Raw genomic sequence first — 14,155 nt, forward strand, 5'->3', positions numbered from 1 at the left:
CACCTCTTTTCTGTAACAAAAAAGGAAGGACATAAACCTCCCTCCTTGTTTTGTTTTATTCTTCTTTTGACGCGGCTGTCTGTTCGCGCACTTGCTTTTGTTTGTTGATATAGTGAATGATAAATGTAATCGCAAAAGCAGCGATAATGATAATGAAGAATACAGAGTGCGGCATTTCGTAATGGAAGGCACTCCCGGCCATTTTCAGCGCGATAATTCCGATTAACACGAATGCTGTGTTTTCCAGCTCAGGAATTTTATCAATCAGTACAAGGAATACTTTTGCCACTGTACGCATCATTAATATACCGAGCATACCGCCGACCAGAAGCACCCATACTTTTTCAGATACCGCAAATGCGGCCAGAATGCTGTCCACAGAGAAGGCAAGGTCCATCAATTCAACTGAAATAACAGTCGCCCAGAAAATACCGAACGTGCGGACCATCCAAGAGTTTTTCTTCATGCCGTCCGTTTCCTCATCTTTTTCGCCGATCCAGAAGTGCTTAATGACGAGCCAAGCCAGATAAAGCGCGCCAAGCACCTTGATCCACCAAAACTTGATGAGGAGCATACCGAGCCCGATAAAAATAAACCTGAAAATATAAGCTCCAAATAAACCATACGTTAACGCTTTTTTCCGCTGTTTTTCCGGCAGGTGTTTGACCATCACCGCAAGAACAAGCGCGTTATCGGCCGATAAAAGGCCTTCCAAAACAACAAGAGAACCAATCAGACCCCAGGAAACAGGATCAGACAACACTTCCCCCCACATTTTCCAATCGAAAAATGAAGCATACGTAGACATGATATGATGTAAAAAGTCCAAATTTTTTCCTCCTATTAATTGAAAACGGTGACTTCTCTATTTGTCACTCGCTTACACTTGCAAACCGTAGTTCCGGCACAATGCAGCCAGCCCGCCGGAAAAACCGCTGCCGATCGCATTGAATTTCCACTCCTCGCCGTGTCTGTAAAGCTCACAAACGACAACGGCTGTCTCAATAGAGAAATCTTCTCCCAAGTCGAAGCGAAGAAGTTCATTCTGCGTCTCTTCGTCCACAACGCGTACAAACGCATTGGAAACTTGTCCGAAGTTTTGGCTGCGTGCTTCAGCGTCGTGAATGGTCACTGTGATACCTATTTTCTCAATGTGAGCAGGGATTTTTGAAAAATCAACGATGAGCTGCTCATCATCTCCGTCACCTTCACCCGTGCGGTTGTCACCCGTATGGATGACACCGCCGCTCGGATGCTCAAGGTTATTATAGAAGACGAAATCGAGATCATTCACGCAGTTGTCATGCGCATCAACTAAAAAAGCTGAAGCATCCAGGTCAAAATCGTGTCCGCCTGAGTACTTATTTGTATCCCAGCCTAAACCGATCACCGCTTTTGTGAGTCCCGGATTTGTTTTCGTTAAATCAACACGCTGTCCTTTTGCTAATTGAATAGCCATACTGCCTCTCTCCTTTCTGCTCTTCGTAATCTGTCCTAACCAACTTGCAAGCCGAAGTCTGTTGCGATGCGGGCAAGGCCGCCTTGGTAGCCTGAGCCGATAGCGGAGAATTTCCACTCGCCGTTATGTCGGTAAAGCTCTCCAGCGATAATTGCTGTTTCAATAGAGAAATCTTCCGCCAGATCGTAACGGATGAGCTCTTCATTTGTTTCTTCATTGACGATGCGAACGAACGCGTTTGACACTTGTCCAAAGTTTTGGCTGCGCGCTTCCGCTTCGTGAATCGTGATGACAAATGAGATTTTGTCGATATTGGCAGGTACGGCGCTGAGATTCACTTTTACATTCTCATCATCGCCTTCGCCAAGACCTGTCAGGTTATCGCCTGAATGAACGACTGAACCATTGCCGCCTTCAAGCTGGTTGTAGAAAATAAAATCATTTTGAGATGCGCATTTTCCAGACGCATCTAAAAGAAATACACTTGAGTCAAGGTCAAAGTCATGTCCGCCGTCATACTTATTCGTATCCCAGCCTAAACCGACAACAACCTTTGAAAGACCTGGATTCGTTTTTGTTAAATCTACTTTTTGTCCTTTTGCCAATGAAATTGCCATGTTTCATCCACTCCTTTTTTCTTTTATACGTATTTGCTGATAATATCTTCTAATCTCGTATCGTTTGTGCCTTCACCGATCGCCGCGAATTTCCACTCGCCGTCCTGGCGGTAGATTTCAGCCGTAATTAAGCTTGTTCTGCCGGCATAATTGTCTTTTAAATTGTATTTGAGCATTTCTTCATTTTTAGATTGATCGACCACACGGATAAACGCATTTTGAATCATGCCGAAATCTTGTTTTCTTCTGACACAATCATAAATATTAACAACAAATACAAGCCTGTCGATATTTGCAGGCACTTTTTCCAAATCTATCATAATTTGTTCGTCATCACCCGCACCGTCGCCTGTCAGGTTATCGCCTGTATGTTTGACACCGCCGCAGCGGCTTTTCAGGTTGCCGAAATAGATGATATTTTTCTTATCGGTGAATTTGCCGTTTTCGAGCATCAATACTGAAGCGTCACAGTCGACATTGGGTCCGCCCCCGCCGAGCAGCTTTCCGAAAAAACCGCCTCCGCCTGATGAAACCGGGTCCCAGCCGAGACCGACCATCAATTTTGATAAGCCCGCTTTTCCTTTTGTTAAATCAATACGCTGTCCTTTTTCTAAAGAAATCGCCACACGATTCACTCCTAATCATCAAGATGTGAATATAGTCACATTTATTTTTACGTACAAAGGGAAGATGAGTATGCCGTAAATTATTAATAGATACGTTTGTTATTATAGCAAAGTTTCATAAAAGTTAAGAATAATTGACGAAAATCCTCGAAAAAAATTTCCATATTTGATGTGATTTTTGCAAATCATATGAATTGTGATTCTAAAACAAACCATTTGACGTGAGCGAGTCATTTTGCCTATTCTTGTGTCACATTCTAAAAACAGACAGAAAGGAAGCGGCCTTTTGATTCATTTCAGCATACTAGACCAGGCACCTGTTTCTAAAGGAGAAAGCCCTGTGACAACTCTTCAGCATTCGGTTGAGCTTGCCCAATTAAGCGAACAGTGGGGCTATAAGCGTTATTGGTTTGCCGAACATCACAGCACGAAAGGACTGGCAAGCACGGCGCCGGAAATTATGATCGCCCGCATCGCGGCACAGACAAACACGATCCGTGTCGGGTCAGGCGGCGTGCTGCTGCCCCAGTACAGCCCGTTTAAAGTGGCCGAAACCTTTCGCCAGCTTGAGGCCCTGTATCCCAACCGGATTGACCTCGGTGTCGGGCGTTCCCCCGGCGGCACGACAAAAACCCGCCTTGCGCTAACGGACGGGGTGAAAAAAAGCTTAACCGATTTCAACAGACAACTGCAGGATGTCTCTTATTTTCTCACGAATTCGCTTCCTGCCGGGCATCCGTATGCCGGAATCAAAGCGGCGCCGCTTATTGACACTGCACCGGAGCTATGGGTGCTCGGTCTCGGTGAAAACAGCGCAAGACGCGCGGCGCATCAGGGGATTGGATATGTATTTGGGCATTTCATTAACCCCGAGCGAGGAGAAAATGCATTTCGTGTTTACCGGGAAAACTTTCGGCCGTCAGCTCATTTCTCGTCTCCGGCCGCATTGTTTACGATTTTTGTCATTTGCGCAAAAACAGATGAGGAGGCAGAAGAGCTCGCGTTAAGCCAGGATTTATGGCTTCTTCGCGTCGGAAAAGGCTTGGACAGCCGCGTGCCGAGCAGCGGGGAAGCAAAAGCGTATCCCTACACAGAGTCCGATAAAAAGCTCATAGAAGAAAACAGAAAGCGAATGGTGATCGGTTCTCCAAACACTGTCAAACAGCAGCTTTTAGAGCTCACAGACCGTTATGAAACAAATGAAATCATGGTTCTTTGCAATGTGTTTGATTTTGAGGCGAAAAAGGAATCATATGAGCGTCTTGCCGGGTTGTTTCTATAAAAAAAGCAGTTTTTCCGATGGAAAAACTGCTTTTCGTGTTACCGGCGCCCTTTTTTACGCAGGGCTTCTTTTTTTATAAACGTCCAAACTCCCTGAACCGCGAATCCAATCAAAAGCAGAACGATCAAAAGCAGGGTAATAGACGGACCTGGCGGCGTTCCGAGCTGATAAGATGATGTCAGTCCCATAAAAACGCTGAATAACGAAATGAGTATAGCTGCGATAAATACCATGTTAAAGCCTTTTGCAATTCTAATGGCGAATGCTGCCGGCAATACGAGCAGGGCTGATACAAGAAGAACCCCGATGATCGGAATAATGACTGAGATCGCCAGCCCTGTGACGATACTGAATGACATCGACAGGACGTTTGTATTGATTCCGGACGTTTTTGCTGTTGCTTCATCAAACGTCAGCAGGTAGAGCGGTCTTCTCAGTACGATAAAGTAAAGCAGGATCAGCAGTGTAATGATGCCGATAATATAGACCTGCTGCTGGTTTACGGTCACGAGCGATCCAAATAGGTATTGGTCAATGCTCATATTGGCTGTGCCTTTTGAAAGGCTGATTAAAAACATCGCGAAGGACAAACCAGCCGCCATTAAGATGGCAATGGACACTTCTGAATATGTCCGGTATGCCCGCCGCATGTATTCAATCCCGATTGCGCCGACGGTCACGACGACGATGCTCGCCGCGGTAATATTGGTGCTGAGAAAAAAGCCGATGGCCACACCTGACAATGAAATATGTGATAGTGTGTCAGCCATTAAGGCCTGTCTTCTGAGAACGAGATAAACCCCTAAAATCGGGGCCATGATGGCGATCATGCCGCCTGCTAGAAAAGCTCGTCGCATGAATTCCAAGTCAAACATTTCCATCCGCCTTTTTCTCCTCTCTCTAATCGAATCACTTTATCTAAAAATTGCTGCACTTCATTTTGTTCATGAGTGACCATCACAACTGTGCGGTTGTGATTTTTCACGAGATGATGCATAAATTCGTAAAATCCTTTTCTGCTGTCATAGTCAACGGCTGTTGTCGGTTCGTCCAGCATTAAGAGATCCGGATTGCTGGCAAGCATTCTGGCGATACAGATTTTCTGCTTCTGTCCGCCTGATAAGTCGCCGATTTTCCGATCGCGGAGCTCCCACATTTCCACCATTTTCAACGCTTTTTCCACTTCGATATGATCTTCTTCATTTAAACGTTTAAACCATTTCCCTTTTGTGTATCGGCCTGACTGCACAAGCTCCAGCACCGTACTTGGAAAACCGGCATTAAACGAGGAAATTTGCTGCGGGACGTAGCCTATCGTCAGGCGTTTTCCTTCTGTATTCCTTTTACTGATCGTCACCGTGCCTTCCCACGGTTTCAGCATGCCGAGCATGACTTTCATAAGCGTCGATTTAGCGGCGCCGTTTGGGCCCGTGATGCCGACAAACTCACCGCTTTCAATATCAAGTGATACTTTATCCAAAACAGGCGTATGGGAATAGCCGAAAACGATATCTTTCAATGAGACGAGATTCATGTCAATCTTCCTTTCTCACAAAGAAATAGTGTGCACCCTCCGGCGCACACTATCTTATGATTTATCCAATAGTGAATCTTTAAGGGCATCGAGGTTTTGTTTCATAATGTCGATATACCCTAAACCTTTATCTTGTTCTTCTTTGCTTAAGCCTTCCAGTGTATTGAGCACTTCAGTCTTTGCGCCGATTTCACCGGCCAGCGTTTCCGCTACCTTTGAGGATGCAATTTCTTCAAAGTAAATGACTTTTACGTTATGTTCTTTGGCATACGTTTTCAGTTTTGCTAAGTCGGCTGCGCTCGGTTCTTGGTCAGGCGAAAGCCCTGCAATCGGAACCTGTGTCAGACCGTATTCTTTTGCCAAATAGCTAAAAGCTGTATGCTGTGTGATGAATTCTTTCTTCACCGCTTTTTTTACGGTTGTACGATATAGTTTATCAAGATCCTGCAGTTTTGCAATATATTCTTTACTATTTTTCTCATAGTATTCTTTGTTATCCGGGTCCTGCTTTACGATTTGCGCCGTAATATTTTCAACTTCCTTCTGCGCCAGAACAGGGCTGAGCCATACGTGAGGGTCCATTGCATGGCTATGGCTGTGGCTGTGCTCATGCTCCTCGTGTTCTCCGTGTTCTTCATGCTCTTCGTGTTCTTCTTCTTCCGAACCTTCCATTAAATCAATGCCTTTGCTCGCGTTGACGAAAACGGCATGGCCTTGGCCCATGCTTTTTTCAGCTGACGGAACCCAAGTCTCCATGTATTCACTATTATAAACGAACAAATCAGCATCTTGAATGTTGGCAATGTCTTTTGGCGTCGGTTCCCAATCATGCGGTTCAACGGAAGATGGAATTAACAAATCCACATCTCCTTTATCTTTTACAATTTGTTTCGTAAATTCATACATCGGGTAGAACGTTGTGACAATGTGCAGTTTATCACTCTTAGAATCCGCCGACCCTTTTGTTGATGAATTGCCGCATGCTGCGACTAATAAAAAGCACGCTGCAATCACAAACAAGCCGCTCCATTTTTTAAACATATCGTATATCCCCTCTTTTTCACATGAACTTTAAATCAAAATGATAACGATTTTGTAATCCTATATCATAATAAACCGAAGTCATTACGTTTTGCAAGAGTAATTTTCGTTTTAATGTTATTCTTCCCGTCTATGGGGCGAATATATGTACTTAAAAAACCCGGCTAAAAAGCCGGGCGGGCTGAGTCATTTGATTGTTTTGTCCAGAAGATATACTCTGCTCTCGTAAGGCTGAAACACCATTTCGTCAGCCAGATCACCGTTGTTTTTATAATTGCTGAGAAGCAAGGATGCCTGATCCTTTCCGCAATGCTTAGGCCAACGGAAAACAGCCTGCTCTTTTGAAAAGTTATTGACCGACAAAAGCTGCTGTTTTCCATTTTCTCTCATGTATACAAACAGCTGCGGATCATCCGGAAGCAAAAGATCATAGCTTCCTTTCATGAGGTCAGCGTACTGCTTTCTCAGGCTGATCAGCTTTTTGTAATAGGCTAAAATTGAATCAGGGTCTGTCTGGGCTTCCTCCGCATTGATGGACGAGAAGTTTGGGTTGACCTTCAGCCAAGGCGTGCCGTCAGTAAATCCGGCATTCTTGCCGCTGCTCCACTGCATCGGCGTCCGGGCGTGATCCCGGCTCTTAGCTAAGATCGATCTCATCACATCTTCTGGATCATAACCTTTTTCAAACACCCGTTTATGATACATATTGACCGTTTGGATATCTTTGTAGTCCTCAATTCGGGTAAACGGCGCGTTTGTCATCCCGATTTCTTCTCCTTGATAAATATACGGCGTGCCCTTCATGAAATAAAGAACGGCGGCCAGCATTTTCGCGGATTCTTTCCGGTATTCCCCATCGTCTCCGAACCTGGACACAATCCGGGGCTGATCATGGTTGCACCAAAACAATGTATTCCACCCTTCATATTCAAGCTTCTTTTGCCATGTTGTCAAAACAGACTTTAAATCAGAAAGCTCAAGGGGTTTTACATCCCAATGTTCTTTTCCCGGCTGCTGGTCAAGCTCCATATGCTGAAAGTGAAAAATCATGTTCAGTTCATGCTTATCTGTTCCCGTATACTTCAGGCCTTCCTCCGGTGTGGCGCTTCCTGCCTCTCCGACGGACATGACATCATATTGAGAAAATACTTTATCTGTCATTTCTTTTAAATAGTCATGAATCCGTTCGCCATTTGGCTGGAAAGACTTCGGCTCTGCCCGCTGGTTGATATAGTCCTCATACGAAGGAAGATATTCTTTCTTAGAGATGAGATGGAGCTGATCAATCCGTAACCCGTCCACCCCTTTATCAAGCCAAAATCTCATCATCTCAAATACCGCTTGGCGCACCTCAGGATGTTCCCAATTTAAATCAGCTTGTTTGACGGCATTCATATGGAGATAATATTCTCCCGTGTGCTCCTCGTATTGCCAGACCGGGCATCCGTAGTCAGACAACCAGTCCGTCGGCGGGCCGTTCTTTGTGCCGGGGCGCCAAATGTAATAGCTGCGGTATTTGCTGTTTTTGTCCAGCTCCGCTTCTTTAAACCACGGGTGCTCGACCGAGGTGTGATTTAACACAAAATCCATCACCAGCTTTAATCCGCGCTGATGAACCTGGTCAAGCAGCTCGTGAAAATCGTCCATCGTTCCGTATGAATCCATAATCGTCTTATGATCTGTCACATCATAGCCGTAATCAACATTCGGAGAAGGATAAATCGGGCAAATCCAAATCACGTCTGCTCCGAGTTCCTTTATGTAATCAAGGCGGGAAATAATTCCCCGCAAATCTCCAATTCCATCTCCATTGCTGTCCTGAAAGCTTCTCGGATAAACTTGATAGACCACCGCATCCTTCCACCAGTCTGTCTTCATCCCGCAATCCCCCTGTTTTATGTTTCATTCAAACTGAGACGGATAGAGTGTCATTCCGCCGTCGACGAAGAGTGTGGTGCCGGTCACATAGCTCGCTTCCTCAGATACGAGCCAAGCCGCTGCTGCTGCCACTTCTTCCGGCTTTCCGAAGGCATTCATTGGGATTTTTTTCAATTGTTTTTGTCTGCTCTCTTCCTTTTTCGTATCCACATTTGATTCTGTGGCAATGGTGCCGGGCGCTATTGCGTTGATGCGAATTCCTTTATCCGCATAATTGAGCGCAAGCGTTTCTGTCATCATCTTGATGCCGCCTTTCGACGTGGAATACTGAACATTGACGGGGCGCGGGATCTGTTGGTGAACGCTCGAAATATTCAGCACGTTTCCTTTGATGTTGTTTTTCATCATGTGGCTAAGGGCTGCTTTTGCTCCCAGAAAGGTTCCGGTGATGTTGACATCAATGACTCTCTGCCAATCTTCAAGACTCATCTCATGCGGCATAGCTTCCGTGCCGTTAAAACCCGAGTTGTTCACCAGAACATCGAGCGTGCCGAAATGCCCTAAAGCGGTGTCCAAGAGCGACTGAATCCCTTCTTCTTTTGACACGTCCGCCTCAACTGCGACGGCTTTCCCTCCGTTATGCTTAATGATGTCCACCGTTTCATCGGCTCCAGACGGGTCGCTGTGATAATTCACAACAACATTCATTTTCTCCTGCCCGAACCGTTCCGCAATGGCTTTCCCGATTCCTTTTGAAGAACCTGTCACGATCGCTGTTTTTCCGGTTAAATCTTTATACATAAACGATATCCTCCTCTGATTTTCCATTATGCAGTGGAAAATACCCCATTTTTCCGGGTTGAAAACAGCATAAAAAAGCAGAGAACCTGTATGTTCTCTGCCATTTTCTATCGAAAACGCTGCTCAGCAAGCTTCTTTTTAATATTCATCAGCCTGCGGTAAAAGAAAGCGGCGGACTCGTAACGTTCTTGCTGATTGAAATGTTCCGCTGTATCATGCAGCAGTTCTTCAGCATCGGCAAGAAGCTGGCGGGATTCCAGCAGGTCGAAGCATTCTTCAAGCACCTTCCAGTCGCCGCTGCCAAGATAAAGCTCTTGAATGAGGCGGAATTTCGTCAAGTACATGTCATCTGCCCATTCAGCAGCGCTCTTGATCCCGCGGTCATATGCTTCTGCCGCTTTGTCGTATTTTGCCTGTTTACAGTAGATATGGGTCAGTGAAAAAACGGCTTGAACGGCCTGCTGAAAGCTGTGCCTCTCAAAAATGGCGGCGGCTGTTTTGATATAGCCCTCCGCTTCATTGAAATCTCCCAGACTGTACTTACAGTGTCCGACATTGTAATGGGCAGCGGCGATCATATACGATTCTTCAAGCTGCCTCGCATGATCTAAGGCACTGCACAAGTGTATCAGCGCTTTTTCATAATGATAAACATCGGTCAAATTTCCGGCAATGATAAATTCACACTGCACGCGGCGGCGCCCGTACAGCTCATACTTCGTATAGATATCAAGCGCCTGGCTCGCATAATTCATGGAAAAATACGTTTGTTTGATGTGATAATACACTTCTGCAACCTTAAAAAGAAACTCAGCTTTTTCGATCTCATCCTCGACATACTCAAGCTTTTCCTCGGCATGTTTATAATGGTCAATCGCTAATATGAAATTTTTCTGTTTAAATTCGTACATCCCTCTGAAATAATAAAAGTAGTATTCCAATAAGCCTGTGAGTTTTTGCTGATTGCTTTCAATTTCGTTCAGCATATCAGAGAACGGAGGCTTGGTGTCGCTGTCTTTCACCGGCATCAGCTTATCCAGCATGATTCGATGCCGGAATTCCATCAAAGAAAAATATAAAAGCAAGTCCTGATTTTCTTCCATGTCTTCTAAATCGTATTCGATCTCCTGCTTTAACGCTTCTGCTTGATCTGCTTCAAATGCGCGAATGAGCTTGTACCATTCGTTTAGCTTTACTGCTACTTCCTCAGATGGAATCTTTGCTCTCATCTATCTGCCTCCTTCCTCCTGCTACTATTTATGTTATATTTTATCATAGCTGTTCTCTTTTAGAGAGAGTCAATCACTTAAAAGCGAAAACATTCAGCACATCATGAGAAAGTGAGACCGATATGAAATTATCCGCAAAAATATCCGTTATCTTATGTATTCTGTTTCTTCTTGATCTGTGTTTTAGTTATATACGAAACGAATGGCATTCTCAAAACGCCCTGCAGAATATGCCTGTCCCTTCGGATCTTCATCCGATTGTGAAACAGAACGCCGATGCTCTCAAGGCCGCAGCGGCGAAAAAAGGCATTAACGTTGTCATTACAGAAGGATTCAGGTCCTTTAAGGAACAAGACGAATTATATAAACAGGGGCGTACAAAAGAAGGGAATATTGTCACCTATGCAAGAGGAGGAGAATCGTATCATAACTATGGTTTAGCCATAGATTTCGCCCTGCAAAAAAAGGATGGCAGCATCATTTGGGACATAGAATATGACGGCAATCAAAACGGTCAATCAGATTGGGTGGAGGTTGTCGAGATTGCTAAGAAGCTCGGTTTTGAGTGGGGCGGGGACTGGAGACGATTCAAGGACTACCCCCACTTGCAGATGATTCCTGACTAGACACCCTCACAGCCTTTTCTTTTTCCTTATGTGCGCATCAATGTAGGAAGGACAAACAGGCTTATACACCAGCTTGTAATGCTGAACGCTGCCCGCTGTAAAATCAGGCTGCCATTCCAGCTTCACATCAAAAGCGGCTAAAAACGTTTCTCTCGCTTCTTGAGCTGAAACATCCGGCCTGTGATTGATTGTTTCTAATTGTTCAGGATCAATATCCGGCGCCATAAAAGCATCTATCATTCCGGTTTCCGGATTGACAATGATTCGGGCAGCACCGAACCGCAGCGGCACTTCTTTATACCAGACAGAAAAATGATTGCGGACCCTCCCTCTTTCATCAATTAGGATGGGATTCACTTTGAAAAACTCAGCCGCTCTAGGATAGAGCAAATATAAAAATTGAAGCGCTGTCCTTTGGCATTCTTCTGTTGAGCATTGGCGGTTGTTCCGCTGTTCCATAAAAGAGAGCGCTGCTTTTAACTTCCCTGTTCTTTTGTCCGTTTTGATTTTGATTGTGTTTTTATTTCTCGTTTCAAAATAACTCCCTATGCTTAAATCCTTCCGCTCCGGCGCAGTTCCTTCGCGCCACGTGCTTCCCATTTCTTCTCCAAAGTCCTTTTCACTGACTTTCTGCATATCATGGGTGAAGCCCAGCATCGTATATATATCGATTTTTTCCGTGTTCTGAAGCGTCGGCAGGGGCGTCCCGTTTTCTATTCTTTCATCAGCGATATGCTGGTCGGGAACGATTTCGTCTACATCGGCGGGATAGCTGTATCCCGGCAGAATCGGTTCATACAGAAGCCTTGGTGCCTGTTCGCCATCTATGACATCGTACATCAGCCGCAAAGACATTGTATTTACGTAATGGGACACAACCTTCTCTTTTGCTACAAATTCCTTTGGAACTTCGGCTTTATGCCCTTCTCCGTAATATAAAAAATGGACAATCTGTCCGCTGCGTGTCATATCAATCAAAAAGCCTGAATTGGGAAGCGGAAGCCCCAGTTCCATTTTGGCATATATAAAACGGATGCGTTGCCCCCGTTCTTCCTTGCCCTGAAAATGAAATTTCATAAATGTGCCGGGATGGTTGGCAGCAGCAAATTGAAGAGCCTTCAGCTTCAGCTCGGCATCCGGGAGCTTTTTGTCTGCCTCGGAGCGCACGGTTGTTGAAAAGGTGAGCAAAGCGCCGTCATTTCCAAGTTCAACTGTAATGTGCTTTTCAGGATCTTTAGGGTCCTTCCAGATGAAGTACGCCTGCCCCTTTTTCTTTTGCTTTTGGTCGTAATCTTCTATCTCAAGCTCATAATGCGGCGGTACATTCCCGATTCCTTGCGCCTTCTTTTTCAGCTGTTTATTAACCAATGAAGTCATCCTTTCAAAAGAGTCTACGACAAAGAGAATCCTGTTTATTATATAAAAGGACCCTTCTTCATTTAAAGTGAAGAAAGGTCCTTTTATATTATTGTCTTTATTCTTTAATATTCTTTCTGTTACTTTCATCACACGTCATCTTATATATTTGCGGCATTTGTGTGGCTTTTCACTGTTTTACCAGACACTCAACACTGGCTCTCCTGTATGGGCTTCAATAAAACGCGGATACACCGGCTTGTAGACGAGCCGGTAGCTGTTTTCTTCATCATCACGGTATTCCCTCTCCCAACTAAGCTCAACTTTAAAATGCTTCCAGAAGATAGACTTCGCTTGTTCTGCTGAAATAGCCGGAACCGGATGAATAGTTTCCAGCTCCTTCGGGTCAATATCCGGTCCCATATAAACGGTAATGCGGCCGGTCTGGCGGCTGACGCAGATTCTGGTCTGTCCAAACCGGAGCGGAACTCCATGACAGTGCGCTTCAAATGTAAAACCAGCGACTGCGTTTTCTTCTTCATCCGGTTCGTCGTACCTGATCTTAAAATATTGATCGGCATTCGGAAATAAAGCAAACAGGAAGCGAATCGCAATTTTTTCGCACTCTGCCTCAGTTACTGTCAACGGCCCTTTTTTCTCTATAAATGACATGACACCTTCGAGTTTTCCGGTATCTTTGTTATGGATGGTTTTCAGCACTTGATGAATCCGTCCTCTAAACCAGCTGTCCATGCTTTTATCCGCCGGCTGATATTCAGGATCATCCGGATTCCGCCAAATGGTCCCGATTTTCCCGTCTCCCAAATCCGCTTCCCGCTCTTTGACAAACTCTTTTTCGATGCCGATCATGCTGCTTAGATCAGCCTTTTCATAAATGTCTTCGAATAAAGGGAGAGGAAAGCTTTCACGCTCCCTGTCATCGTCATCAAATACTCGTTCTTCTTGAATCAAATCCGCGGGCACGGTGATGGCTCTGCATTCAGGCTCATACACCAAATGCGGCTGATCGTCCCCGTTTTTGTAAACAGAACGATTGAGAACTTCAAACAATAGGTTGAACTCCACATCCTTCTTGATAAAGGCAAGTGCCTCCTCATCATCAGCGATCCGCTTTGGTTTGATGATGCTGCCCGCTTTCCCGTAATAGCAGAAGTAAATGATCTCGCCTGATAAGGTGATATCCGCCATAAATCCGCTCATGGGAAGAGGAAGACCGTCCTCTATTTGAACATATGAAAATCTCACCTTATCGTCGGAGGTACAGTCATTTTCATCACGGACAAAGGCAGAGAGCGCTCCGGGATAATGAGTCTCGACAAATTGGCGCATGATATTCTCTAATTGCTCTTCAGACAGCCTTTTTTTGCTCTCAGGCTCAATATCACGGGAAAGGGATGTAAGCTGCCCGTCCGGATCAAGTTCCACGATAATGCCGATGTGTTCATCGTGAGGATCTACCCAACAAAAATAGGTTCTTTTCTCATCATCGCCATAATCTTCAATTTCCAGTTTTAAGTGTTCCGGAACCCGGCCGATTTCCAGTGCTTTTTGTTTCATTTCCTCTTTGTTCAACAAGACGCCCCCTCTAACTAATCAAAAAGTAATAGTCTAAAATACACAAATTTCTGAGTTTACCAGTTTTACCAGAACATTTTTCACCAAAAATAGGATGATGAACCTATTCA

14 protein-coding genes are annotated in these 14,155 nt (G+C 44.9%); 2 read left to right on the forward strand and 12 right to left on the reverse strand.

The annotated features are described in order from the left end of the window. Nucleotides 1-55: 55 nt before the first annotated feature. From ACY3LV_RS04130 to ACY3LV_RS04145, 4 genes are read right to left on the reverse strand one after another with little or no spacing between them, the layout of a single operon-like run. The gene (locus ACY3LV_RS04130; RefSeq protein WP_087993119.1) at nucleotides 56-829 is read right to left on the reverse strand and encodes a TerC family protein; all 774 of its coding nucleotides are present in this window, start codon (nucleotides 827-829) and stop codon (nucleotides 56-58) included. Nucleotides 830-880: 51 nt separating this feature from the next. Continuing rightward, a complete protein-coding gene (locus ACY3LV_RS04135) occupies nucleotides 881-1,459 on the reverse strand; it encodes a TerD family protein (protein ID WP_087993118.1) in 579 nt (192 codons plus the stop codon). 35 nt (nucleotides 1,460-1,494) lie between these two features. After that, nucleotides 1,495-2,076, reverse strand: coding sequence for a TerD family protein (locus tag ACY3LV_RS04140; protein ID WP_087993117.1), 582 nt, complete (start codon nucleotides 2,074-2,076; stop codon nucleotides 1,495-1,497). Nucleotides 2,077-2,099: 23 nt separating this feature from the next. Next, nucleotides 2,100-2,702, reverse strand: coding sequence for a TerD family protein (locus ACY3LV_RS04145; protein WP_253268799.1), 603 nt, complete (start codon nucleotides 2,700-2,702; stop codon nucleotides 2,100-2,102). A 286-nt stretch (nucleotides 2,703-2,988) separates the two neighbouring features. Between ACY3LV_RS04145 and ACY3LV_RS04150 the strand changes: the two genes are divergently transcribed. After that, nucleotides 2,989-3,984, forward strand: a complete 996-nt coding sequence (locus ACY3LV_RS04150) for an LLM class flavin-dependent oxidoreductase (protein WP_087993115.1) — start codon at nucleotides 2,989-2,991, stop codon at nucleotides 3,982-3,984. A 38-nt stretch (nucleotides 3,985-4,022) separates the two neighbouring features. Here the strand turns inward: ACY3LV_RS04150 and znuB are convergent, their stop codons facing one another. The 6 genes from znuB to ACY3LV_RS04180 all read right to left on the reverse strand — a co-directional run bounded on the left by znuB (nucleotide 4,023) and on the right by ACY3LV_RS04180 (nucleotide 10,467). Then, nucleotides 4,023-4,865: a zinc ABC transporter permease ZnuB gene (znuB, locus tag ACY3LV_RS04155; protein WP_087993114.1), complete on the reverse strand. Its 843-nt coding sequence runs from the start codon at nucleotides 4,863-4,865 to the stop codon at nucleotides 4,023-4,025. After that, nucleotides 4,823-5,518 (reverse strand): zinc ABC transporter ATP-binding protein ZnuC, encoded by a 696-nt coding sequence (gene znuC / locus ACY3LV_RS04160; protein ID WP_148962904.1) that lies wholly within the window; start codon nucleotides 5,516-5,518, stop codon nucleotides 4,823-4,825. Before znuC ends, znuB begins: the two co-directional genes overlap by 43 nt. Before the next feature lie 54 nt (nucleotides 5,519-5,572). Then, nucleotides 5,573-6,559, reverse strand: coding sequence for a metal ABC transporter substrate-binding protein (locus ACY3LV_RS04165; protein ID WP_333561272.1), 987 nt, complete (start codon nucleotides 6,557-6,559; stop codon nucleotides 5,573-5,575). Nucleotides 6,560-6,745: 186 nt separating this feature from the next. Next, nucleotides 6,746-8,437 carry a glycoside hydrolase family 13 protein gene (locus ACY3LV_RS04170; RefSeq protein ID WP_464863425.1) on the reverse strand — a complete coding sequence of 564 codons (1,692 nt, stop codon included), beginning with the start codon at nucleotides 8,435-8,437 and terminating at the stop codon, nucleotides 6,746-6,748. A 24-nt stretch (nucleotides 8,438-8,461) separates the two neighbouring features. After that, nucleotides 8,462-9,238, reverse strand: coding sequence for an SDR family oxidoreductase (locus tag ACY3LV_RS04175; protein ID WP_464863426.1), 777 nt, complete (start codon nucleotides 9,236-9,238; stop codon nucleotides 8,462-8,464). Nucleotides 9,239-9,345: 107 nt separating this feature from the next. Continuing rightward, nucleotides 9,346-10,467 carry a response regulator aspartate phosphatase gene (locus ACY3LV_RS04180; RefSeq protein WP_464863427.1) on the reverse strand — a complete coding sequence of 374 codons (1,122 nt, stop codon included), beginning with the start codon at nucleotides 10,465-10,467 and terminating at the stop codon, nucleotides 9,346-9,348. 122 nt (nucleotides 10,468-10,589) lie between these two features. Here ACY3LV_RS04180 and ACY3LV_RS04185 point away from each other — a divergent pair, with 122 nt between their 5' ends. Continuing rightward, nucleotides 10,590-11,093: a M15 family metallopeptidase gene (locus tag ACY3LV_RS04185; RefSeq protein ID WP_148962899.1), complete on the forward strand. Its 504-nt coding sequence runs from the start codon at nucleotides 10,590-10,592 to the stop codon at nucleotides 11,091-11,093. 6 nt (nucleotides 11,094-11,099) lie between these two features. On the opposite strand, the gene ACY3LV_RS04190 is transcribed toward ACY3LV_RS04185, so the two are convergent. After that, nucleotides 11,100-12,461, reverse strand: coding sequence for a YcdB/YcdC domain-containing protein (locus ACY3LV_RS04190; RefSeq protein ID WP_464863428.1), 1,362 nt, complete (start codon nucleotides 12,459-12,461; stop codon nucleotides 11,100-11,102). 186 nt (nucleotides 12,462-12,647) lie between these two features. Beyond that, the gene (locus ACY3LV_RS04195) at nucleotides 12,648-14,027 is read right to left on the reverse strand and encodes a YcdB/YcdC domain-containing protein (RefSeq protein ID WP_464863471.1); all 1,380 of its coding nucleotides are present in this window, start codon (nucleotides 14,025-14,027) and stop codon (nucleotides 12,648-12,650) included. Nucleotides 14,028-14,155 lie beyond the last annotated feature (128 nt).

This window comes from Bacillus sp. 11C, from assembly GCF_055486375.1.